Raw genomic sequence first — 23,588 nt, 5'->3', positions numbered from 1 at the left:
CCCTACTGACCGCGCAGGTCTTCAAAGAAGGCCTGCCGGCCCTGCACCTGGCTCGACGCGCGCGGCTGGGCGGCGGCCTCGCCGCTGGCCTTTTCCACATGCCAGTAGCAATGCCGGACCGCCCGCGTGACCGCCACGTAGGCCAGGCGCTGCACCTCTTCCTTCTGTGCCGTGTCGAACGCCTGGGCATCACCCGGCTTGCCCAGGCCGGCCAGGCGATAGACCTGGTTCTTGTAAGGCGAGCTGGTCAGGTATTGGCAATCGCCCAACATGAACACCGCGTCGGCCTGCAGGCCCTTGGCACTGTGATAGGTGAGCTGACGCAGGCGGCGCTGGCCGGGCGGCAAGCTAGAATCGACTTTAACAACAGAAGATAAATACTGTTCTATCAATAACTTATCGCTTGTTTTTCGAAACAGCATCATGACTGTTTCGCCTCGCTCATAGTGTTCGATCACGGTCTCGGCCAGTGCCGCCTCGTCCCGATCGAAGACCCTTACCGGCGCGAGCGGCAGCTCGGCGGCAAGCCCCGCTGCCCTGGCCTTCTTGCCGGTGATGGCCGGCGCGCCTTTGACCAGGTGCTCGGCGGCATCAATGATGTGCTGGTGACTGCGGTAGTTCTCCACCAGCATCACCCGCGTGTTGGCGGGTGACGGGAAAGCCTTTGTGAACTCCATGAAGTACTTCGGCGAACTGCCGCGCCAGCCGTAGATCGACTGCCAGTCATCACCCACGCACATCAGCGACGAATGCTGCGCCACCCGCCCGACATGCAGGGCCGGGCCACGGCGGCGGATCTCGGCCAGGCTTGCGCGCAACCAGCTGACGATCTGCGGGGAGACGTCCTGGAATTCGTCGATCATCAGGTGCGCCAGGGGACGCAGCAACGGGTCGGGCAACAGCCCGAGGTTCTCCGGGTTGTTCTCGCCGAACAGGGCGAACATGCGGTTGTAGGTCATCACCGGCGGCGATTGGGCCAGCAGGTGCGCCTCCAGCGCTTTCCAGTACAGGGCCAGGGCTTCGAAGAAGGCCGCGTCGGTATCACCGGACGGGAAGCTCATGGCCGCCACTGCGGCATTGACGTCCAGGCCCAGGTTCTCGATGAAGCTGGCCGCGGTGACGAAGGCGTCGAGCAGCGGTGCCGGGGCCAGCTCGCCCTTGACCTTGTACTCGAAGCCCGGGCCCGCCACGGCATCACCCGCCAGGGACGCCGCAAGGCGCTTTGCCGACGAGTAATTATCAAGCCATATCAACGGTTTATCGCAGAAAGCTTGAAACAAGGTGCGCTTCACCGCCCACTCCGCACGCACCGCCAGCTTGGCACCTGGGCGCTGGTACTGGCCGCTCTCGGCAGGATCGAAACCCAGCACCACCCAGGCATCCAGCCCTTCCAGACGACCGTGTACATGGAAACGGCTGCCTCGAATCTGCACCGTGTCCCGGCACGGCTCGATGCCCTTGATCGGCCAGGCGCCAGCGGCGAACCACAGGTCCTCGATCACGTCGCATAGCTCTTCATCGCGCTGGGCCGCCAGCTGGGTCACCTGGGCGCGCTTCTGCACGTCCGGGTGATCCGGATCCAGCGGTTTGAGCAGCAGGGCTTCCTGGCGCAGGGCACCGATCAATTGGGCGAAACGCGGGCTCTGGCCCATCAGGTCGCGGTAGCACAGGTTGAGTTGCTGGCGCTGGGCGTCGTTCAGGCGCAGGTCGAACGGGTTGCTGTCGGCGCTGGCCTCGCTTCCAACAGGCATCTCGCTGCCCAGGGTCTCGAACGCCCGCACCTGGGCAAAGCCCGGCAGGCTGCGCACCAACGGCAGGATGCGCGAGTGGAAGGTGCGCACCAGTTCGCGTCCCTGGGCTGGCGACAGCTCGACCTGCCACAGGGCGAAGACCTGCAGCAGCCGCTGGATGAAGTCCTTGCGCGACTCGCGGGTGAAGGTCACCACGGTCAGGGCGTCGAGTTCGAAACCCAGGTAATGGCGCAGCAACAGGATGCGCAGCACCAGCGAGGTCGACTTGCCCGCCCCGGCACCGGCCACCACGCAGGTGGACGGGGTGTCGCTGAAGATCAGCTTCCACTGCGCCGCGCTCGGCTGCGACTCGGCAGGCAGGCGCTGGGCGACATCGGCCTTGAAGCGCTTCTTCAGCTCGGTGGTCAGCGGCAGGCGCCAGTCGTCGAACAGGTTGTCGTCCTGGCCCGGCACGGCGACATGCTCGGGGCGGGTATCGCGGATCACCAGGACCTGGCGCCCGGCCTCATAGCCATCCACCCGGCCCCGCTCATAGCCTTCGCGCAGACCGTCGGCATGGCCGTTGCGTTGCCCCGTGGCGTGACCCAGGAACCAGGAATCGCGGTGCTGCGCCTGAAGGCGCGACAGGCCACGCCCTAGCAGGCGGGCCGCCAGGCGGCGCAGCCAGGGCAACTGGGCGGGCGGAGTCAGGTCGGCCGGGGCCTGGGGATGCTCGTGAGACACGGTCACTCCATTGAAAATCGAAACAGCGGGCATGTTCGCCTCATCCGCGCAAAAGCGCCAGCGAATGCTTATGGATCAGGGTATTAGGCGATGAAACGCATGCTGTTTCGCATAAAATTAAATCGAATAATCAGATCATATAAAGCCGATATTTACGCTTTTTATCGATCTATCAAACCCGCATCATGGCCCCATTCCACCGAATCAGAGGAGCGTCACCATGCTGCAACTGCGACCCTTCGAGAGCCTTGGCCACGCCAACCACGGCTGGCTGGACGCCCACCATCACTTCTCGTTCGCCGAGTACCATGACCCGGCGCGTGTGCACTGGGGCAACCTGCGGGTCTGGAACGACGACCTGATCGCCGCCGGCGCTGGCTTCCCGCCCCATCCACACCGCGATATGGAAATCATCACCTACGTCCGCGAGGGTGCCATCACCCACCAGGACAGCCTGGGCAACAAGGGCCGAACCGAGGCCGGCGACGTGCAGGTGATGAGTGCCGGCAGCGGCATCGTCCACAGTGAATACAACCTGGAGAAGGTCGACACGCGGATCTTCCAGATCTGGATCATTCCCGAGAAGGTCGGCGACGCGCCGTCATGGGGCACCCGACCGTTCCCCAAGGGTGAGCGTGGCGAGGGCTTCGTGACCCTGGCCAGCGGCCGCGAAGGCGATGAGGACAGCCTGCGCATCCGCACCGACGCACGCCTGGTGGCCGCCACCCTGCGCGCCGGGGAAAGCGCCGAGTACCGTCTCGATGACGGTCGGCGCGGCTACCTGGTGCCGGCCAAGGGGCTGGTCGAGGTAAACGGAGTGCAGGCCAAGGCACGCGATGGCGTGGCGATCGAGCAAGAGACAGTGCTGAAGGTGACCGCGCTGCAGGACAGCGAGATCGTGCTGGTGGATGTGGCCTGATCCACCTCGAACACGGGACAAGCCCACTTGGGTTTGTCCCGCGCTTGGCTAGCCTCGCCGCCTGAAGGTCTCCGATGGCAGCTCGCCGAAACGCTGGCGATAGCTCTCGGAAAACCGCCCCAGGTGCAGGAAGCCGTAGTCCAGCGCCAGTTCGGTGACGCTGCGCACCCCGCAGCTGGGATCGCTCAGGCAGGCCTGCACGCGCTCCAGCTTGCGTTGGCGGATGTACTGCCGAGGCGTGGTATTCAGATGGCGATCGAACAGGGCATACAACGAGCGCACACTCATGTTCGCCTGCTCGGCCAGCACTTCGGCGCTCACCTCCAGCTTCAGGTTGCGCTCCACGTAGTCCAGGATCCGCTCCAGGCCCGCGCCCGCCCCTCCCAGCGTCTCCATGCGCACGTTGGTGCTCATCAGTGTCAGCAACTTGCTGGCGATGATCTGGCTGTAGTGCCCCTGCACTCGCGGCAGCGAGCTGCTCACTTCGGCTTCGTTGCAGATCATGCCCAAAAGATTGAGAAAGCCGTCCAGCTCCTCCAGCCGGTAGTGGTTGCGCAGAAAGCGCACGCCGCCGCTGGGCCTTTGCCAGCGCTGCTCATCGCAAATGCTGTCGAGCAGGCGCACCGGCACCTTGAGGATGAACTTCTCGCAATCCTCGGAATAGGTCAGGTCCACCGGGTCGTCCGGGTTGATCAGCAACAACTCGCCCGGCACCAGGTGGTGTTCACGCTGATGCCCGCGCCACAGGCAGTTGCCGTTGAGCAGCACCTGCAGGTGGTAGATGGTTTCCAGCGCCGGCGAGGTGACCCGCACGCTGCCGCCGTAGCTGATGCGGCACAGGTCCAGCTCGGCGAACTTGCGGTGACTGAGGCTGGCCTGTGGGTGGGTGGTGCGGGACAGGCCGATATGGTGCTGGCCCACATGCCGGTTCACGTAGTCGGACACGGCATAGGGATCGGCGTGGTGGAACACGCAGCTTTGCTCGCTCAGCAGGCGGCTTTCCATGGGCAAGGCACTCGCCATCGTTATTGTTATGGGCGCCGCCCGCTGCCATCCGGGAGGATGCGCAGGTGGTCGTTCACGGTCATTCTATCCAGCCGCACGGGGGGTGTCGGGGCAGGTGACGGTCGGCTGGCAAGGCTCACACTAAGCAAAAACCCAGGGCCTGGGCAATGCGCAGGCGACAAACGCCGTGCGGACAGCGGACAGTGCGCGGATCAGTTTGTGCGATCAGCGAACACGGCTCATTGCACCGGCAGGAAATTCATCAGCAGCAGGCTCTGCGCATAGTTCAGACCGATCCTCCGATAGCGCTCATCGAGCATTTGCGCCAGCAAGTCAAGGCGGGCGACGACCTTGCCGAACTCAACGGCGAAGCTCAGGTTGCTGCCCTGCTCGGTGATCTCGTTGGAGAACAGCAGCAGCACGCCGTTGGCATCCTGGCGCTGGCTGAGCATCCAGGTGGCCTTCTCGATGTTGCGGGCGGCGTTGTTGATGAACAACGGATCGAGGGTGTCGGTCATGTAGAACTCGGTGCGCCCGCCATGGGCGGTGACCAGCATGCTGCCAATGGCGTAGATGAACGCGCCGACCCGATCGCCGCGAAACTCCGGGCTCAGGGCGTAGCTCAGGGCCGCCAGGTCACGGCGCTCACCCAGTTGCGCCAAGGGCTGGCGCTGCTCGATGGCGATGCGGATCTGTCGCGCCGCCGTGGTGGCGTCGAGGTAGCCGGACTGCTTCCACTGGCTGGGGTTGCGCAGGTACAGCTTGTTCATCAGCAGGTAGAGGCTTTGCAGGTTGTCGCGCATGGCCAGGGTTGCCATGCGGTCGACACTGGTCTGAAACAGCTCGTCCGGCTTGCCGTTGCCGAACTGGGTGAGCATGTCGCGCCCCTGTTGCTGGGTGCAGGCGGCCAGGCACGTCAGGGTGCCGGCCAACAGCAGGCGGCGGGGAAACTGAGTGAGTCGTCGTACGGCCATCGGCACCAGTGGGAGTCGTCGGCCCTGCCGGGGATCGGCGGGGCCTGGCCATGCATAGAACGCACAAATGCGAAAAAGTGCGATGGCCAGGCCGACTGCTGCCGTGCAGCCTTACATGGCGTGACGCAGCATCTCCACCACCTGCGCGTGCAGCGCCGGATCGCCGCAGGCCACCACGCAGCCGCCGTCCTGGGCCGAGCTGCCATCCCAGGCGGTGATAACCCCGCCCGCCCCTTCGATGATCGGCATCAGCGCCTGGACGTCATACGGCTGCAGGCTTGCCTCGACGATCACATCGACGAACCCCGAAGCCAGCATGCAGTAGGCGTAACAGTCACCGCCGTAGCGCATCAGCCGCGCCTTGCCGGCGACCACCTCGAAGGCCGCCTTGCGTGCCGGGGTGTCGAACATGTCAGGGGTGGTGCACATCAGCGTGGCCGAGGCCAGGTCGGCGCAGCCGCGGGTCTTGAGTTGCGTATCGCCACGCCAGGCGCCTTGTGGAGTGCCGATGAAGCGCTCACCGGTGAACGGCTGGTTCATAACGCCGACCACCGGGCGCTCGCCGTCGTTGAGGGCGATAAGGGTGCCCCACAAGGGCAGGCCGGTGATGAAGGCGCGGGTGCCGTCGATGGGGTCGAGCACCCAGGTCAACGGGCTACTGCCCTGTGCCGCGCCCTGCTCCTCACCCAGGATGCCATGCTCCGGATAACGGGACTGGATCAGCTGGCGCATGGCCTCCTCGGCGGCCTTGTCGGCGACGGTCACCGGATCGTACAGGCGTCCGCCCTTGTCCTCGACATCCAGGCTGGCGCGGAAGTACGGCTGGATCGCCGTGGCGGCGGCATCGGCCAGCTGTTCGGCGAAATGGCGGAATTCGACGATCTGCTCAGCGCTCAGGGACATGGGGCGGGCCTCGTGATTGGAAAGGATCGGCATCATACCCGACTGCACGACGAGGCGGAGCCTGACGCATCGATGACATTGTTATGCCATTATTCCTGCTTCATTTAACCGTCACTCAATCGTTGTACTAGGATAGCAAGCAGCTCCAACGGCCCCGCCAGCAGTCAAGGACGCTGGTCACTGGCGTGCGCGGGCCTTCGTACCACCGCCTATCATGGATGACACGATGAATTCGCACCTGCTCTTTCCGCAGATCGGCAAAGTCATTGCCAGTACCGGCAGCCGCCATTTCCCCCGGCATCTGCACGACCTGATCCAGACCCACCTGACCATCGACGCCACGCATATTCGCCAGCTGCGCGATCCGGTCTGTGCCAGCCGTTCCGATGCGACGCTGATCAGCGAGACGGTGTTCAGTACCGGTGATTCGGGCGAGGACTTCGACGCCCCTGCTCGCCTGCATCTGGCTCGGCGCAAGGATGGTTACCGCTACGAGATCACGGTGTTGCGGGCTGATCCGCGGGTTGGCTTTTCAGCGACCGAGCGCAGTCGGCTCGAAGACATTTCGCCATTGCTGTTGCCGATGCTGGAGAAGCACATCAATGCCCTGCAGCCGGTCGCGCCTGAAGCGGTTGATGTCGACAGCCTTGAACAGCGGTTTCTCGAGCGGCTGCGTCAAACGGGGATCAGCTTGTCGGAGCGGGAGATGCAAGTATGCGAGGGTTTTTTGGCCGGGCGTACGGCGCCGCAGCAGGCCGAGCATCTGCGGCTCAAGGTCAATACGGTGGAGAGCTACCTGCGTAGGGCGGCGATCAAGCTTGGGATCAGTGGGCGGCATTCGTTGATGAGGTGGATGTATGGTTAGAGGCTCTGGCTCTGGCTCTTTGGTGATTGTTTTGGTTTTTGTATGCGCATTCGTAGAAGATATCGACATTTAGTCACCTTTCCGCCCTTACGGCGACCTACTTTTCTCTTGGGAAAGGTAGGCAAAACCGTTCCGCTCCGTTCATCCGTCCCGCTCGTGGCGGGATTCCCTCACGCCTTTGTTCGCTCCCGGGAGGACCGCGCTGAACGCCCCATCCTGGGGCGCAGCGCTTGACGGCCATCCATGGCCGTCACCTCCCTACGCAAGAACTCCGCTCGGCCTCCTGAAGTCGCAATTGGCGGCGCCTGGACTATCGCGCGCCTAGAAGCAAGATCAAGATCAATAAATACGGAGCTAGTTGTTAGAGCGTTGCCAATACATTGACTGCAAGGCCCCAGTCGCGACTGAGCCCACTCCAACAGGTATATGAATACCTGCGGGAGCGGGCTCATCCGTGACTGAAGAGCAGAAATTAGCGCGCCGGCGCGAGTTTGCCCTTGTCATCGGAGAAGACGATCTCGACCCGACGATTCTGCGCCCGGCCCCGCTCCGAGGCATTGGCCTCCACCGGGTACTGGTCGCCGTAACCCTCGACCTGGATACGCTTCTCGTCCACCCCCAGATCGACCAGCATATCGGCCACCGACTGAGCACGGTCACGGGACAGTTTCAGGTTCTCTTCCGCCGCGCCGGTACTATCGGTGTAGCCCTCGATCCGCACCACCCGCCGTGGGTTGAGCTGAAGGAACTGCACCAGCTTGAGCACGGTACGGCTGGCCGAGTTCTTCAGGTCGGCCTGACCCGTGTCGAACAGCACATCACCCAGGGTCATCACCAGCCCACGGTCGGTCTGCTCCGACGCCAGCGCGACAATCTGCGCCTCGACGAACTTGCCCTGCTGCTGGACGCTGGCCAGCTTGGCCTCGCGCAACGCCAGTTGCAGACGCTGACGCTCCAGGTCGAGCTTGGCCAGGCGTTCCTGGTTCAATGCCAGCTTGGCATGCTCGCTGGCAATCTCGCTGTAGCGCTGGCTCAGGTAGGCGTAATGACGGACATCGCTGCCGGTGCCGACATAACCTGCCAGACGCTCGGCACGGGCCAGCGACTCACCGGCACGGATCACATCGCGAGGCGCGCTGCGCAGCACGTCGGAATCGTCCTTGACCTTCTGGAACGCGGCGCTGGCATCGTCCAGCGCCGACTCGCTGCGCTGGCTGGCGCAACCCTGCAAACCGACCAGGGCCAACAAGGCCAGGGCCACCATGGGTTTGAGGCGCTTCATGGCTGCACCTCCAGCTGCTTGCGCAGACGCTTGATCCGCGACTGCATCGCCTGCAACTGCTCCTCGCTTTTCTGGTTCAGCACCCGCGCCTCGGCCAGGCGCGCATCGAGTTCGGCCTGTTCGGCGCGCATGCGCGCATCGCGATGGCTTTCGCCGAGCATGTTGCTCTTGGCCCGGGCCAGCTTGTCTTCGGCCAACTTGAACTCCGGCACCTGCTCATTGGCGCCGACCGCCTTGGCCTGCTCCAGCGCCTGTTCCGACAGGCGCAGCTGTTCATTGGGTGCCGGGTCATTGGCACAGCCGGCCAGGCCGAGCACGGCCAGGGCGAGCATCAAGGGTTGGATTCTCACTCACGCTTCCTACTGTTTGGGGGCACCCTGCGACGCCTGCATCTGCGCCTTCCAACGCTCGACATTGCGCTGCAGCACAGCCTCGCTCGCCCCGGAGATCGGCAATTCTGTCAGTTTTTTCGCCAGTTGTCCGCGCAACCAGCTGTCGTTGCAGGCCGAGTTGTGCGAGACCGTCAGGTACAAGCCCGGGCGATCCACCGGCAAGCCCCGGGCGATGAGGTCGCTGCCCACGCCCAGACTCTGCGCCATGGCCATGCCCGAGTAGCGTCCGGCCAATACGTAATCGACCTGGCCAAGCACCAGCTTCTGAAAGGCCTGCGTCAGGTTCTGCGCCGATTCCAGCTTGAGCTGGGCCTTGGCGAAGGCGTCAAAGGCCGGGGTCAGGCGGGCCTTCTCGGAGAGCGCGCCGCGGTACTGGGCGAGGTCTGCCGGCCCCTCGAATACCAGCGTGGCGTCATGGCGGGTCCAGACCAGGTATTCATTGAGTTGCAGGGCCGGATGGATGTAATCCAGGCTGGTCAGCTGGGTGACCTGCATCGGCGTGTCGAGCAGCAAGTCCATGCGCCCGCTGCGCACCTCCTCCAGGGCCTGCTCGCGCTTGCCCGCATGCAGCACCTCGACCTTCACCCCAAGCTCGGCCGCCACCTGGCGCAGCAGGTCGACATTGGCGCCGATCAGGTGTTTCGGGTCCTGCGGGTCCTGCCAGGAGTACGGCGGCGCATCCGGGCTGCCGGTGGCCACCAGGCGCTCGCACTTGCCCACCGCCAAGGCCTGCGTCGACAGCAGCGCCAGCGCGCAGGCCAGCCCTCCCTTGCTCCAGCGAAACGCCATGCAACCTCTCCCCGCCCCTGAAAAAATCCATGAAAAAACCCGGACCGCCAAGGGCGGGCCGGGTTCTTTATAAGTGAAGCAGGCGGATCAGACCAGCTTTTCCAGCTCCGGAACCGCTTCGAACAGGTCGGCAACCAGGCCGTAGTCGGCGACCTGGAAGATCGGCGCTTCTTCGTCCTTGTTGATCGCGACGATCACTTTCGAGTCCTTCATGCCGGCCAGGTGCTGGATAGCGCCGGAGATACCGACGGCGATGTACAGCTGTGGGGCGACGATCTTGCCGGTCTGACCGACCTGCATGTCGTTCGGCACGAAGCCTGCGTCGACCGCAGCGCGCGAGGCACCAACGGCGGCGCCGAGCTTGTCGGCCAGGGCGTACAGGTGCTTGAAGTTGTCACCGTTGCCCATGCCGCGACCACCGGAAACGACGATCTTGGCGGCGGTCAGTTCAGGACGGTCGGACTTGGCCAGCTCTTCGCCAACGAAGGCCGACTTGCCGGCGTCATGGGCGGCAGCGACCGCTTCGACAGCGGCCGAACCACCTTCGGCGGCCACGGCGTCGAAGCCGGTGGTACGCACGGTGATGACCTTGACCGCGGCGCTCGATTGCACGGTGGCAATGGCGTTGCCGGCGTAGATCGGACGCTTGAAGGTGTCGGCGGATTCAACCGCGATGATCTCGGAGATCTGGTCGACGTCCAGCAGCGCGGCAACGCGCGGCAGGATGTTCTTGCCATTGGTGGTGGCCGGGGCCAGCACGTGGCTGTAACCCTTGGCCAGCTCGACCAGCAGCGGCGCAACGTTTTCCGGCAGGGCGTGGGCGTAGGCGGCGTTATCAGCGACCAGCACCTTGGCCACGCCAGCGATCTTGGCGGCGGACTCGGCGACGCCACCGACGTTCTGGCCAGCGACCAGCACGTGGATATCACCACCGATCTTGGCGGCGGCGGCGACAGTGTTCAGGGTGGCCGGGGCTACGGCACCGTTCTCGTGTTCAGCGACAACCAGGATAGTCATTTAGATTACCTTCGCTTCGTTCTTCAGCTTCTCGACCAGTTCGGCCACCGACTTGACCTTGATACCGGCGCTGCGGGCGGCAGGCGCTTCGACCTTGAGGGTCTTGTTGGTGGAGGCGATGGACACGCCCAGCGCGTCTGGAGTGATGGTCTCCAGCGGCTTCTTCTTGGCCTTCATGATGTTCGGCAGCGACGCGTAGCGCGGCTCGTTCAGGCGCAGGTCGGTGGTGACGATGGCTGGCAGGTTCAGCGCGACGGTCTGCAGGCCGCCATCGATTTCACGGGTGACGTTGACCTTGTCGCCGGCGACTTCGACCTTGGAGGCGAAGGTGCCCTGGGCGAAACCGGTCAGCGCGGCGAGCATCTGGCCGGTCTGGTTGTTGTCGCTGTCGATGGCCTGCTTGCCGAGGATCACCAGTTGCGGCTGCTCCTTGTCGACAACGGCTTTCAGCGCCTTGGCCACGGCCAGGGAGTTCAGTTCGTCAGCGGCCTCGACCAGGATGGCGCGGTCGGCGCCCAGGGCCAGGGCGGTACGCAGTTGCTCCTGGGCCGCGGTCGGGCCGATGGAGACGACGACGATTTCGCTCGCCACGCCCTTCTCTTTCAGGCGGACGGCTTCTTCCACGGCGATTTCGCAGAAGGGGTTCATGGACATCTTGACGTTTGCAAGGTCGACGCCGGAGTTGTCCGCCTTGACGCGAACCTTGACGTTGTAGTCGACCACTCGTTTGACAGCTACAAGAACCTTCATGGATTCCTCGTTACTCTCCGGTGAAAAGAAGATCGCCTGGGGACTGCCCGGCGAATGCGCGTGGGTACAAGGGCACCTCTAAAAACGTTCCGACGCCGACAAAGTTCAGTTGACCGATCAGTCCTGTTTCGACCCTTGCGGGTAAAACCCACGGGTCATTTTCTGTCGTGGCGTGTAGACTCCACTACAAAACCTGATTCAGCCTGTAAACCCTGCTCCACGCCTGGTCTTTAGGGGTGCACCTGCGCCCGACGGTCAGCCTACGGCGAACGCGAAAGCGCTCGTATCTTGACCGTAACACCCAATCCGGTCAATACGGCAAATTGGCCAGCCTTCAGCCGCCTACCTGCGATTCTACGGGCCTCCGGCAAATTCAAACAAACGTTTGTATTGGACCCGCCAAGTGGTGTAGATATAATGCGCGGCCAAGACAAAACGGTGTAGTCCATCACCTGCGAAGCTACAGCCTCTGCACGCCGCACGTGACCGTGAACACCCATAAAAGACAAGCAACGCGATGAGCCTTGAGTAGGAGAGAACCTGTGGAACGCGAATACATGGAATTCGACGTGGTCATCGTCGGCGCAGGCCCGGCGGGCCTGTCCGCCGCCTGCCGCCTGAAGCAGAAGGCCGCCGAAGCCGGTAGCGAGATCAGCGTCTGCGTGGTCGAGAAAGGCTCCGAAGTCGGCGCCCACATCCTCTCCGGCGCGGTGTTCGAACCGCGCGCCCTGAACGAACTGTTCCCCGACTGGAAAGACCTCGGCGCGCCGCTGAACACCGAAGTGAAGCGCGACGACATCTATGTGCTCAAGGATGCCGCCAGCTCGACCAAGGTCCCCGACCTGTTCGTGCCCAAGACCATGCACAACCAGGGCAACTACATCATCTCCCTGGGCAACCTGTGCCGCTGGCTGGCCCAGCAGGCCGAGAACCTGGGCGTCGAGATCTACCCGGGTTTCGCCGCCCAGGAAGCGCTGTTCGATGAAAACGGCGTGGTCCGCGGCATCGTCACCGGCGACCTGGGTGTCGACCGCGAAGGCCAGCCGAAGGACGGCCTGTACACCCCGGGCATGGAACTGCGCGCCAAGTACACCCTGTTCGCCGAAGGTTGCCGTGGCCATATCGGCAAGCAGCTGATCAAGCGCTTCGACCTGGATAACGCGTCCGACGTCCAGCACTACGGCATCGGCCTCAAGGAAATCTGGGAAATCGACCCGGCCAAGCACGAACAAGGCCTGGTGGTGCACACCGCCGGCTGGCCGCTGGACGTGATGAGCAAGGACAACACCGGCGGCTCGTTCCTCTATCACCTGGAAAACAACCAGGTGGTAGTCGGCCTGATCGTCGACCTGTCCTACGCCAACCCGTACCTGTCGCCGTTCGACGAGTTCCAGCGCCTCAAGCACCACCCGGTGATGGCCCAGTACCTCGAAGGCGGCAAGCGCATCAGCTACGGCGCCCGCGCCATCTGCAAGGGCGGCTTCAACTCGCTGCCGAAGATGGTGTTCAACGGCGGCGCGCTGATCGGCTGCGACCTCGGCACCCTGAACTTCGCCAAGATCAAGGGCAGCCACACCGCGATGAAATCCGGCATGCTCGCCGCCGAAGCCGTGGCCGACGCGCTGATCGCCGGCAGCGAAGGCGGCGACCAGCTGAACGGCTACGTCAGCGCCTTCAAGGCCAGCTGGCTGTACGAAGAACTGTTCGCCAGCCGTAACTTCGGCCCGGCCATGCACAAGTTCGGCCCGCTGCTGGGCGCTGCGTTCAACTACGTCGACCAGAACTGGTTCGGCGGCAAGCTGCCGTTCACCCTGCATGACACCAAGCCGGACTACGCCTGCCTCAAGCTGGCCGCCGACTCGCAGAAGATCGACTACCCGAAACCGGACGGCAAGCTCAGTTTCGACAAGCTCAGTTCGGTATTCCTCTCCAGCACCAACCATGAAGAGGAACAACCCTGCCACCTGAAGCTGACCGACCCGAACATCCCGATCGCCAGCAACCTGCCGCTGTACGACGAACCGGCGCAGCGCTACTGCCCGGCCGGCGTGTACGAAGTGGTCACCCAGGAAGACGGCAACAAGCGCTTCCAGATCAACGCGCAGAACTGCGTGCACTGCAAGACCTGCGACATCAAGGATCCGGCCCAGAACATCACCTGGGTTACCCCTGAAGGCGCCGGCGGGCCGAACTACCCGAACATGTAAGCCCTGCCCTTGCGGCAAGCAAAAGCCCCCTGGCCGTGAGGCCCGGGGGCTTTTTTCATGGTCACTACCCCTTGTACGCAACCACGGTGCGCGTGGTGTCCAACCCCAGTTGTTCGAGCCGTTCCAGGACATGCCCCAGGCACTGCCCGCCATCGGGCTTGTAGTGTCCGGAGGCATCGTTGACCAGGCCAAGGATGTCGCTCACCGCATTGCTGGTGGTTTTGCGGTCGATCCGCATTTCTCCGGCGCACACCACCGGCTGGCCACAGCCAAGCTGGCTGTGCCGGGTATAGCGCGTACGGTCCAGGGACTGGTTCCAGAATTTGACCAGAATGCTTTTTTGCGGGGTGTAGACCCAGGTGTAGGCATCCTGGGCAGTATTGGGGCGCAGATAGATCAATCTTCCGCTCTTGAGCTCATAGGCCAGTATCTGCCCCCGCTCCTCGCCGATCAGTTGACAGACGCCATCGAGGGTTTCAGGCCGATAGCTGCGCCATTTCAGCACGTCGATCAACCATTGCTGCAACTGCACCGGGTAGGTGTAGCCGGCGAAGTCCAGGGGCGCCGAGACATCGGCCTTGCGCCAGTCCAGCCAGTTCACCCGGCCTTGCCATGCCACGCCGTCCCTGGCCTCGATCCAGCGGTTGTCGCTCCCTACCACGCGGTTGTTCAGTTGGCCATTGACCTTCAGGTCCAGCGACTGCATCTTCCAGGCCGGACCGTACCCCCCGGCACTGGCCTGGTAGATCTCGACCGAGTGCAGTTCATCGGCATAGATCACGCTGCGCTGAAACATCTTGGCCAGGTCGACCTCGACCTTGAAGTGCGCCCCACGCTCGAAGTTGCAAGCCAACGGCTGGCGGTGCTCACTGCCATTGATCGAGAACGAGAGGGTATCGCCCGTTCCGGCACTGTAGTCGGCAGAGACAGCGAGGCACACACTCAGCTTGTCAATGACCATGCTCGGTACCTGCCCCCGCCTGGGAAGCTGAGGCAGTTGCACCCGCCAGGCTTCGGAAGGCAGCACCTCGCTTCGTCGCTGCAGCCAGACCTCACCCGAAGTCGGTGCACCGCACAACGTACGGCTGCCGTCGCCATAGAGAAGCTCACCCTTGGAAGACAGCCGCCAGCGATCTCCCGAGGCTGCGTTCGGCTTGCCGCAGATTCCGAGCCCCAGAGCCTGCCCCGTGGTGACATTGACCAGCTGCCCGTCCTTGTAGAGCCATTGCACGGCCTTGGGGTCCGGGTTCACGGCCAGGCACACGCCCTCCTGATCCGCCATCAGGTAATCATGGCCATTGGTAAGCATGAACGGGATACCGCTGGGTAGACCGTTCACGGGATCACCGGCCCCCCCCCTGCCATCCAGTGCCTTCAGCTGGGTGAATTCGACCGTCTGCTGGCGCTGCGCACTGTCGGTCAACAGCACGGCATGGCTGTTGGCGGCCAACTGGATACGGCTGATATGACGAAAGTCATGCAGCGGGTGCACGCCGGTCAGTTGTTTGCCGTCACCGTAGACCACCACCCACGCCTGATCGTGAAGGTGTCGGGACTCCAGCACACAGGCAAGGCTACGCCCCCAACGTATGACCGGGGTCCTGGCCTGATCATCCGGTTTCGTGCTGGCGGGATTGGCAGCCGAAAAGCTCATCTGTGGCGGAAACGCCGGCAGCTCGGCCCGCGTCATCCAGGTGATGCTGAAACTGGACATGTACATTTCTCCTGACTGTATGAACGGAAGGGTCCGTCAACGATCAGTCGAAATTACGTGCACAACCTCGAAGGCGCTGTAGGGGAGCAGACCTGTGGGCGCTCACTATCCCTACCCTGCCTGTAGGACCTGTTGACTGCCTGGGCGTATCAGGCAGTCCTGACTTCCTCGAACAGCTCCGGATGACGGTCAAGGAGCTTGAACAGCTTGATCAGTGCCACCGGTGGTTGGGTCTTGCCGTTCTCGTAACGGGAAAAGGCATTGACCCCGCCGCCAAAGATTTCGCCCGCCTCACGCTGATCGAGGTCGAATTTGCGCCGAACACTGGCAATGAAGGCAGGGTCGACAGCGGCGGCATTGACCTGTCGCTTGAAGGCCAGCATCAGATCACCGAGGCGCTCAGCTTCAGCCATGCTCAGCACCGCCTCGCCGCAAACAGGGCAATAATCGCCGAAGACATCGCGGATCACCGTCGACTGGCCATTGTATCGATAAGGCATGTCCTGAGCCTGGGCGACCAGCTCAGCACCACCACACACGGGACACTTCATCTCAACGCTCCTTGAATGACACGATCAACACGTCATCGACCACCGTCAGCTTGATGTAGAGATCGCCAAAGACGGTTCGGGGACGATAGACATCCTGCCAAATCCGATGATCGTGATAGGTCGTCATGCTTTTGTAGAAATCGTGTGCAGACAAGCCTCGAACGACTTCAAGCATCTGGCGAGGACTCAGCCCGAGCGCATCACAGTCCTGGATAGCTGTCCGGGTGGGCCTGACCCGGCCCTGGCTCATCAACATTCGCACCTTTTCCAGCGGGCAGTGCGGCGTTCTCTTTCCCATGAGAAATTAACCTTTAAGGTTATTCCAGGCCAATAGGTTATTTTTATAACCCCCACCCGGAAGTCTGCCTCACTGCCCTGAGGCCTTTACCGCTTCATTTGTCACCACACATGAGCGGCATCGGCTGCGCCGTAAACCCCAACGACTCACGACGTCCAAAATAGAGCGCCGTCAGCAATCCGACCATGCCCATGACCAGACAAAAGCCGACACACACCCATGGGCTCCAGGGCATCAGGGCGATCAGCGCCAGCGGCGTGGTGCTGGCCCACAGGGCGTAGGCGACGTTGTAGGTGAAGGAGATGCCCGATACCCGGATCTCGGCTGGGAACAGCCCGACCATCACCGACGGCACCACCCCCACCACGCCACAGGACAGACCAGCCAGTGCATAGGCCACCCAGAGCTGCCCCCACTGCCCCACCAGGCCGGCGTACAAGACGCCGATGCCCAACGGCAGCAGCAGGCAGTAGAGCATCAGCGCCCGCCAGGCGCCGACACGATCCACCAGCAACCCCGCCAGCACGCAGCCGATATTGAGGAAGACGATGCCCACGCTGCTCAGGGCGAAGGTGTGCCCCGCCGTCATGCCGAACCGTTGTTGCATCACGGTCGGAGTGATCACCACCAGCACCACCACCGCCGAGGTCAGCACACAGGTCAACAGAGCCGCCGGCACCAAGGCCCGTCGATGAGTGCCCAGCACCCGGCGCAAGGGGAAGGTCACCGGCTGCTCCTGTTGTGCCCGCAGGGCCAGGAACACCGGGGTTTCGCTCAGCCAGCGGCGCAGCCAGACACCGATCACGCCGAACACGCCGCCGAGCAGAAAGGGATAGCGCCAAGCGTAATCGAGGATTTCCTGGGGTGTGAACAACTGCGCCAGCAGGGTTGCGGTCAGCGCCCCGAGCAGGTAGCCGAACGTCAGCCCGGCTTGCAGGAAGCCCAGCGCATAGCCGCGACGCCCGGTGGGCGCATGTTCGGCGACGAAGGTCCAGGCGCTGGGCACCTCGCCGCCGACCGCCGCCCCCTGCAGGATACGCAGGGCCAGCAGGATCAGCGGCGCGGCGTAGCCGATGTCGGCGTAGGTCGGCATCACCCCGATCAGCAGGCAGGGCAGCGCCATCATCAGGATGCTCAGGCTGAACACCCGCTTGCGCCCCAGGTGGTCGGCGAAATGGGCCATGAGGATGCCACCCAGCGGCCTGGCCAGGTAGCCGGTGACGAAGATCCCGAAGCTCTGCAGCAGGCGCAGCCACTCCGGCATTTCAGGCGGGAAGAACAGCTGACTGAGGGTCAGCGCGAAGAACACGAAGATGATGAAATCGTAGATTTCCAGGGCGCCACCCAGCGCGGCCAGCCCCAGGGTCCGGTGATCGCTACGGCTGAACCGTGGCGGGCGGGTGGTATCGATGGCAGTCATGGCAGCTTCCGCAACGAGGCAAAAGGCCAGAGGATAGCAAATCCACCCACCGTTCAGGGGTTGCGGCAGAACACCGTCTGCGCGAGGTTGGTACGCCGCCGGGCATGGCTTGACGCCGCCGCCAGCCCCGGCGGCAAGGGCAACTGCCCGACCAGCACCGGCATGTCGATGATCGCCATGAAGGACTCCAGCGCCTCGCTGTCGGGCGCATGGGGCAGGCTGATACTGACGGCGTGGCGATCGCTCGGCGGTACGGCAGGCACTTTAAGGTGTGGCGAGTGGTACAGCAGTGCGTGCTGGATCTGCGAACTGACCCTGCAGAAGCGCGCCAGGTCGACCCCGGCATGGCTGGCCAGCTCGATGTTGCCCACCAGCAGGTTGAAAGGTTCCAGAGCACTGTGCACCAGGCGCTGCAGGTCGTCGAAACTCTCCACCGGGGCGATCCGGTAATAACCCAGGCCATTGAGCATCTTCTCCAGCTGCAGGCGCTGGCCGGGATGCTCGTCGGCGATGAGGATGCGCATGGATTTGTTAGGCATCGTCCGGACCTGGGCAGTTGGGTGGTGACGGTAGCTCCATGACCATACTGCGCCGGCAACGGCAACGTCAGGCGGGACGCCTGAACGGGGGGTCTTTATTGATAGTTGTCGTGAACCCGGGAGAAATCAAGTCGCCCACTCACGGAATTTTCACATCTTCGGGCAGCTTGCTCAGGACTCCCACTGGCGCATGCGCACGCGACAATGCTTCATGGCATTGACGATGTGCTTTTCCACCAGGCTGCGGGAAATCCCCAGGCGCTCGGCGATCTGCTGGTGCGACAGCCCATCGAGCTTGCGCAGCAGAAAGCTGTCGCGGCAAGGCCCGCTCAATTCATCCAGCGCCTGGCGCATCAACGCCAGGCGCTGGTCGAGCTGCATGCTCTGGGTCAACGCCGGGGTATGCCAGCGCTCGTCGCTGTCAAGCACCTCCAGCGGCTCGGCTTGACGCACCAGATGCCGACGGTGATGATCGACCACGAGGTTCATGGCCGTGCGATAAAGGAAGGCGCGCGGGTGTTCGATATGCTCGCCTTCCGTGCGCTCCAGCACCCGGATGTAGGCATCGTGGGCGACGTCTTCGGCCGACTGGCGATTGCCGAGTCGGGCGGACAGGAAGCTCACCAATTCGCGATAGTAATGTTCCACGACGGCACCTGGCGTCACCCTGCTCAAGCGTAGCGAGCCAAGGGCAGAGGTCTGGATGATATCAGCGTGCGATCTTACAAATTATAATTATTCGCAGCAACACGCAGCTCCCCTTCCCTGCGCTAAATCGTCATCGATATCATTCGTTTAACTGGGACCCCCGAGCGCATGCCCCATCGCGGCACTCGGCCACTACCTCCGGCTGGAAGCCCGCATGACACGCACATCCAATACCCGCCGCCGAGTACTGATCGGCGCCCTGGGCCTGGCCGGCCTCGGCAGCCTGGTGGCCTGGCAGGTCCTGCCGCTTGGCGGCGCACCGGTCAGCACCGTGCCGGTGATCCGCGCCGACATCGAAAGCAGCGTCACCGCCTTGGGCACCCTGCAGCCGCGCCGCTATGTCGATGTGGGCGCCCAGGCCTCGGGGCAGATCCGCAAGCTGCATGTGGAGCCCGGTGACGAAGTGCGCCAGGGCCAACTGTTGGTGGAGATCGACCCATCCACACAACAAGCCAAGCTCGATGCCGGGCGCTACTCGATCGAAAACCTCAAGGCCCAGCTCGCCGAACAGCGGGCGCAGTACCTGCTCGCCCAGCAGCAGTTCAAGCGCCAGCAAGATCTGGCAGCCGCCGGTGCCAGCCGCCAGGAAGACCTGCAAACGGCCTCGGCGCAACTGAAGGTGACCCAGGCGCGCATCGACATGTACCAGGCGCAGATCCGCCAGGCCCAGGCCAGCCTGCGCAGCGACGAGGCGGAGCTGGGCTACACGCGGATCTACGCACCCATGAGCGGCACCGTGGTGGCGGTGGACGCCCGCGAGGGCCAGACCCTCAACGCCCAGCAGCAGACACCGCTGATCCTGCGCATCGCCAAGCTGTCGCCAATGACCGTGTGGGCCCAGGTGTCCGAAGCCGACATCGGCAAGGTCAAGCCGGGCATGACCGCCTACTTCAATACCCTGGCCGGCGGCAAGCGGCGCTGGACCAGCACCGTGCGCCAGATCCTCCCTGTGCCGCCCAAGCCCCTGGACCAATCCAGCCAGGGCGGGGGCAGCCCGGCCAGCACCACGGCCGGCACCACGGGTACCAAGGTGGTCCAATACACTGTGCTGCTGGACGTGGACAACCCCGACGGCGCCCTGATGGCGGAGATGACCACCCAGGTGTTCTTCGTCGCCGGCCAGGCCAGCCAGGTGCTCAGCGTGCCATTGGCCGCGCTGGACGAGACCCCCGAGGAGGGCTTGCGCCTGGCCCAGGTGTTGAACGGCAAGGGCCAGGTCGAAGCGCGCCAGGTGCGCACCGGCTTGAGCGACCGCTTGCGGGTACAGATCCTCGAGGGCCTGAACGAAGGCGAGCGCCTGGTCATCGGCCTACCTGCCGCCAGTGGGGGTTGAGATGGCCACGCCCCTGATCGAGCTGTGCGACATCCGCAAGGTCTACGGCGGTGTCGATTCGCCCAGGGTCGAGGTGCTGCGCGGCATCAGCCTGAGCATCCACCCCGGCGAGTTCGTCGCCATCGTCGGCGCCTCGGGCTCCGGCAAGTCGACCCTGATGAACATCCTCGGCTGCCTCGACCGCCCCACCTCGGGCAACTACCGCTTCGCAGGCCGGGACGTGGCCGAGCTGGACAGCGACGAACTGGCCTGGCTGCGCCGCGAAGCCTTTGGCTTCGTGTTCCAGGGCTACCACCTGATCCCCTCGGGCTCGGCCCAGGAGAACGTCGAGATGCCGGCCATCTACGCCGGCACCCCGCCTGCCGAACGCCATGCCCGCGCCCGCGCCCTGCTCGAGCGCCTGGGCCTGGCCAGCCGCACCGGCAACCGTCCGCACCAGTTGTCCGGCGGTCAGCAGCAGCGGGTGTCGATCGCCCGCGCGCTGATGAACGGCGGGCATATCATCCTCGCCGACGAACCCACCGGTGCCCTCGACAGCCACAGTGGCGCCGAGGTGATGACCCTGCTCGACGAGCTGGCCAGCCAGGGCCATGTGATCATCCTCATCACCCATGACCGCGAGGTCGCGGCCCGCGCCCAGCGGATCATCGAGGTGCGTGATGGCGAGGTGGTCAGCGATTCGGCCACCCCGTCCTCGGTCGATGCTCCACCCCGACAGGTGCAAGCCGATGACCTGCGCCAACGCCTGGACTTCGGCGCCACCCAGCGCGGCGCCTGGAAAGGCGAACTGGTCGAATCCCTGCAGGCCGCCTGGCGGGTGATGTGGATCAACCGCTTCCGCACCGCCCTGACTCTGCTCGGCATCATCATCGGGGTGGCCTCGGTGGTGGTCATGCTGGCGGTCGGCGAAGGCAGCAAGCGCCAGGTCATGGCGCAGATGGCCGCCTTCGGCTCGAACATCCTCTACCTCAACGGCAAGCACTCCTCCGAGGAACTGACCGGTATCGTCACCCTCGACGATGTCGACGCCATCGGCGAACTGCCGCAGGTCAAGCGCGTCATGCCGGTGATCGGCGACAAGCTCATGGTGCGCCACGGCAACAAGGGCGAGCAGTTCTACGTTGGTGGCAACAACACCGGGTTCCCCGAGATCTTCAACTGGCCGGTGGTCGAGGGCAGCTTCTACAGCGAGGCCGACGAAGCCAACGCCGCCGCCGTGGCCGTGATCGGCCAGAAGGTGCGCGAGAAGATGTTCGGCGTGGGAAGCAATCCGCTCGGTCAGTACCTGCTGATCGGCAACGTGCCATTCCAGGTGATCGGCGTGCTCCAGGGCAAGGGCGCCAGCTCCGGCAGCGAGGACAGCGACGAGCGCGTGGTGGTGCCCTACTCCGCCGCCTCCATCCGCCTGTTCGGCAGCCGCGATCCGGAATACGTCACCATCGCCGCCCAGGACTCAGGCCGGGTCAAGGAAACCGAGCAGGCGATCGAACGCCTGATGCTGCAGCGCCACCAGGGCAAGCACGACTTCGTCCTGACCAACGATGCCGCGCTGATCCAGGCCGAGGCCCGCACCCAGAACAGCCTGTCGCTTATGCTCGGGGCGATCGCCGCGATCTCGCTACTGGTCGGCGGCATCGGCGTGATGAACATCATGCTCATGACCGTGCGCGAACGCACCCGCGAGATCGGCATCCGCATGGCCACCGGCGCGCGCCAACGCGACATCCTGCGCCAGTTCCTCACCGAGGCGGTGATGCTGTCGATGGTCGGCGGCGTGACCGGCATCGTCCTGGCCCTGGCCATCGGCGGCGGTCTGTTGCTGGCCGACATCGCCGTGGCCTTCGCCCTGCCCGCCATCCTCGGCGCCTTCGCCTGCGCCGTGATCACCGGCGTGGTGTTCGGTTTCATGCCGGCCCGCAAGGCCGCCCGCCTCGACCCGGTCAAGGCCCTTACCAGCGAATAGTTCATGACGATTCCCAGCCGTATCAGTCTGTTGACCCTGAGCCTTTGCCTGGCCGCCTGCAGCAGCCCGCCGCCACCAGCGGCGAACATCGACACGCCACCTGCCTGGCAGGGGCCGACCACGGCCCAGTCCCTGCCAGATAGCCAATGGTGGCGCGCCTTCGCCAGCGCAGAGCTTGACCGCCTGGTCGAGCGCGCCCGCCTCAACAGCCACGACCTGGCGGCGGCCGCGGCGCGGGTGCGCAAGGCCCAGGCCAGCGCCGTGATCGCCGGCGCGCCGTTGCTGCCCGAGGTGCAGTTCGGCCTGAACGGCAGCCGCCAGCGCCTGCTGCGCGGCGAGGGCAACGACCAACTCGACGCCAGCAGCAGCGAACGCACCAGCACCTCATTCGGCACCCGCCTGAGCGCCAGCTACGAGATCGACTTCTGGGGCGGCCTGCGCGCCACCCGCGACAGCGCCCTGCGCAGCCTCGACGCCAGCCGCTTCGATCGCCAGACCGTGGAGCTGACCCTGGTCAGCGCCGTGGCCGACAGCTACCTGCAGGACCTGGCACTCGATGAGCAACTGCGCATCGCCCGCCTCAACCTGGACAACGCCCGCGATGTGCTGGGCCTGGTCGAAACCCGTGAACGCTCGGGCTCGGCCACTCGCCTGGAACTGGCCCAGCAGCGCAGCCTGGTGGCCGCCCAGGAGCGCCAACTGCCGTTGCTGGAACAACGCCGCCAGGACAACCGCATCGTCCTGGCCACGCTGCTGGGCGATCCGGTGCAGGCGCTGCCCGCCAACCGCGATAGCATCGGCAATGTGCAGTGGCCGGCCATCGGCAGCGGCGTGCCCAGCGAACTGCTCGGCCGCCGCCCGGACATTGCCGCCGCCGAGGCGCGCCTGGCGGCGGCCAGCGCCAATATCCAGGTGGCCCGGGCGGCGATGCTACCGCGCCTGATACTGGGGGCGGACCTGGGCAGTGGCGCCCGCACCCTGCCCAACATCTTCGACAGCCCCTACTACACCCTCACCGCCGGACTCACCGCGCCGATCTTCAACAACGGTCGGCTGAGTGCCGCCCGGGACGTGGCCAGTGCCGAGCAGCAGGAGTTGCTGGAGCTGTACCGCGCCAGCATCCTGGCCGGGTTCTCGGATGTGGAGAAAGCCCTGAACGCCATCGCCGGCGTGGAGCGCCAGCGCCGCTGGCAGGATCAGGAAGTGGATCAGGCGCGCATCGCCTTCGACCTGGCCCAGCAGCGCTACGCAGCCGGAGCCGAGACCCTGCTCACCGTACTCGAAACCCAGCGCACGCTGTACCAGGCCCAGGATCAGCAGGCGCAGCTGCGCCTGCAGCAGCTACAGGGGAGCGTGGCGTTGTACAAGGCGCTGGGCGGAGGCTGGCAGGCGCCGCAGAAACTGTAGGAGCGGGCTTGCCCCGCGAAAGCGCCAGACCAGGCAACACTGCTTCAGTATCTGACGCTTTCGCGGGGCAAGCCCGCT

Annotated in this window: 21 protein-coding genes; 6 read left to right on the top strand and 15 right to left on the bottom strand. The window is 64.3% G+C overall.

Translation table 11 applies throughout. The annotated features are described in order from the left end of the window. Positions 1–2 precede the first annotated feature (2 nt). Positions 3–2,507, bottom strand: a complete 2,505-nt coding sequence (locus V0R62_RS01730; protein WP_330102458.1) for a UvrD-helicase domain-containing protein — start codon at positions 2,505–2,507, stop codon at positions 3–5. Between the two features lie 187 nt (positions 2,508–2,694). On the opposite strand from V0R62_RS01730, the gene V0R62_RS01725 reads away from it, so the two are divergent. Then, complete coding sequence (locus V0R62_RS01725) at positions 2,695–3,393, top strand: pirin family protein (RefSeq protein ID WP_330102457.1); 699 nt, start codon at positions 2,695–2,697, stop codon at positions 3,391–3,393. Positions 3,394–3,441: 48 nt separating this feature from the next. Here the strand turns inward: V0R62_RS01725 and V0R62_RS01720 are convergent, their stop codons facing one another. The 3 genes from V0R62_RS01720 to hisN all read right to left on the bottom strand — a co-directional run bounded on the left by V0R62_RS01720 (position 3,442) and on the right by hisN (position 6,275). Further along, the gene (locus tag V0R62_RS01720) at positions 3,442–4,398 is read right to left on the bottom strand and encodes an AraC family transcriptional regulator (protein ID WP_330102456.1); all 957 of its coding nucleotides are present in this window, start codon (positions 4,396–4,398) and stop codon (positions 3,442–3,444) included. Positions 4,399–4,637: 239 nt separating this feature from the next. Then, positions 4,638–5,372, bottom strand: a complete 735-nt coding sequence (locus V0R62_RS01715; RefSeq protein WP_330102455.1) for a hypothetical protein — start codon at positions 5,370–5,372, stop codon at positions 4,638–4,640. A gap of 111 nt (positions 5,373–5,483) precedes the next feature. Then, the gene (gene hisN / locus V0R62_RS01710) at positions 5,484–6,275 is read right to left on the bottom strand and encodes a histidinol-phosphatase (RefSeq protein WP_330102454.1); all 792 of its coding nucleotides are present in this window, start codon (positions 6,273–6,275) and stop codon (positions 5,484–5,486) included. Between the two features lie 226 nt (positions 6,276–6,501). Here hisN and V0R62_RS01705 point away from each other — a divergent pair, with 226 nt between their 5' ends. Next, a complete protein-coding gene (locus V0R62_RS01705) occupies positions 6,502–7,140 on the top strand; it encodes a helix-turn-helix transcriptional regulator (protein WP_330102453.1) in 639 nt (212 codons plus the stop codon). Between the two features lie 472 nt (positions 7,141–7,612). Here the strand turns inward: V0R62_RS01705 and V0R62_RS01700 are convergent, their stop codons facing one another. From V0R62_RS01700 to V0R62_RS01680, 5 genes are all read right to left on the bottom strand, one after another. Then, a complete protein-coding gene (locus V0R62_RS01700) occupies positions 7,613–8,422 on the bottom strand; it encodes an OmpA family protein (protein WP_330102452.1) in 810 nt (269 codons plus the stop codon). Next, positions 8,419–8,772, bottom strand: a complete 354-nt coding sequence (locus V0R62_RS01695) for a DUF4398 domain-containing protein (protein ID WP_050704797.1) — start codon at positions 8,770–8,772, stop codon at positions 8,419–8,421. The genes V0R62_RS01700 and V0R62_RS01695 overlap by 4 nt, the downstream gene beginning before the upstream one ends. A 9-nt stretch (positions 8,773–8,781) precedes the next feature. Then, positions 8,782–9,603, bottom strand: coding sequence for a substrate-binding periplasmic protein (locus V0R62_RS01690; RefSeq protein WP_330102451.1), 822 nt, complete (start codon positions 9,601–9,603; stop codon positions 8,782–8,784). Between the two features lie 87 nt (positions 9,604–9,690). Then, positions 9,691–10,620 carry an electron transfer flavoprotein subunit alpha/FixB family protein gene (locus V0R62_RS01685; protein WP_028692906.1) on the bottom strand — a complete coding sequence of 310 codons (930 nt, stop codon included), beginning with the start codon at positions 10,618–10,620 and terminating at the stop codon, positions 9,691–9,693. Further along, the gene (locus V0R62_RS01680; RefSeq protein ID WP_028692905.1) at positions 10,621–11,370 is read right to left on the bottom strand and encodes an electron transfer flavoprotein subunit beta/FixA family protein; all 750 of its coding nucleotides are present in this window, start codon (positions 11,368–11,370) and stop codon (positions 10,621–10,623) included. A 542-nt stretch (positions 11,371–11,912) separates the two neighbouring features. Between V0R62_RS01680 and V0R62_RS01675 the strand changes: the two genes are divergently transcribed. Then, entirely contained in the window at positions 11,913–13,577 is a 1,665-nt protein-coding gene (locus tag V0R62_RS01675; protein WP_330102450.1) for an electron transfer flavoprotein-ubiquinone oxidoreductase, read from the top strand. A gap of 64 nt (positions 13,578–13,641) precedes the next feature. On the opposite strand, the gene V0R62_RS01670 is transcribed toward V0R62_RS01675, so the two are convergent. The 6 genes from V0R62_RS01670 to V0R62_RS01645 form a co-directional block, all read right to left on the bottom strand. Beyond that, complete coding sequence (locus V0R62_RS01670) at positions 13,642–15,291, bottom strand: hypothetical protein (RefSeq protein WP_330102449.1); 1,650 nt, start codon at positions 15,289–15,291, stop codon at positions 13,642–13,644. Positions 15,292–15,440: 149 nt separating this feature from the next. After that, a complete protein-coding gene (locus tag V0R62_RS01665; protein ID WP_330102448.1) occupies positions 15,441–15,842 on the bottom strand; it encodes a type II toxin-antitoxin system MqsA family antitoxin in 402 nt (133 codons plus the stop codon). 1 nt (position 15,843) lies between these two features. Further along, on the bottom strand, positions 15,844–16,140 hold the full coding sequence (locus V0R62_RS01660; RefSeq protein WP_330102447.1) for a type II toxin-antitoxin system MqsR family toxin: 297 nt from the start codon (positions 16,138–16,140) through the stop codon (positions 15,844–15,846). Between the two features lie 94 nt (positions 16,141–16,234). Continuing rightward, positions 16,235–17,560, bottom strand: coding sequence for an MFS transporter (locus V0R62_RS01655; RefSeq protein ID WP_330102446.1), 1,326 nt, complete (start codon positions 17,558–17,560; stop codon positions 16,235–16,237). Positions 17,561–17,613: 53 nt separating this feature from the next. Beyond that, on the bottom strand, positions 17,614–18,099 hold the full coding sequence (locus V0R62_RS01650; protein ID WP_330102445.1) for a histidine kinase: 486 nt from the start codon (positions 18,097–18,099) through the stop codon (positions 17,614–17,616). 171 nt (positions 18,100–18,270) lie between these two features. Further along, the gene (locus tag V0R62_RS01645; RefSeq protein WP_062574670.1) at positions 18,271–18,747 is read right to left on the bottom strand and encodes a sigma-70 family RNA polymerase sigma factor; all 477 of its coding nucleotides are present in this window, start codon (positions 18,745–18,747) and stop codon (positions 18,271–18,273) included. Between the two features lie 214 nt (positions 18,748–18,961). Here V0R62_RS01645 and V0R62_RS01640 point away from each other — a divergent pair, with 214 nt between their 5' ends. From V0R62_RS01640 to V0R62_RS01630, 3 genes are read left to right on the top strand one after another with little or no spacing between them, the layout of a single operon-like run. Beyond that, the gene (locus tag V0R62_RS01640; protein WP_330102444.1) at positions 18,962–20,140 is read left to right on the top strand and encodes an efflux RND transporter periplasmic adaptor subunit; all 1,179 of its coding nucleotides are present in this window, start codon (positions 18,962–18,964) and stop codon (positions 20,138–20,140) included. Position 20,141: 1 nt separating this feature from the next. After that, positions 20,142–22,103, top strand: a complete 1,962-nt coding sequence (locus V0R62_RS01635) for a MacB family efflux pump subunit (RefSeq protein ID WP_330102443.1) — start codon at positions 20,142–20,144, stop codon at positions 22,101–22,103. Between the two features lie 3 nt (positions 22,104–22,106). Continuing rightward, positions 22,107–23,510 (top strand): efflux transporter outer membrane subunit, encoded by a 1,404-nt coding sequence (locus V0R62_RS01630; RefSeq protein WP_330102442.1) that lies wholly within the window; start codon positions 22,107–22,109, stop codon positions 23,508–23,510. The last annotated feature ends 78 nt before the right edge of the window (positions 23,511–23,588 follow it).

The organism is Pseudomonas carassii (genome assembly GCF_036324045.1).
Classification (GTDB): Bacteria; Pseudomonadota; Gammaproteobacteria; order Pseudomonadales; family Pseudomonadaceae; genus Aquipseudomonas; species Aquipseudomonas peradeniyensis.
Note: the sequence above shows the minus strand (reverse complement) of the source record. Positions and strands in the feature narration are given on the sequence as shown.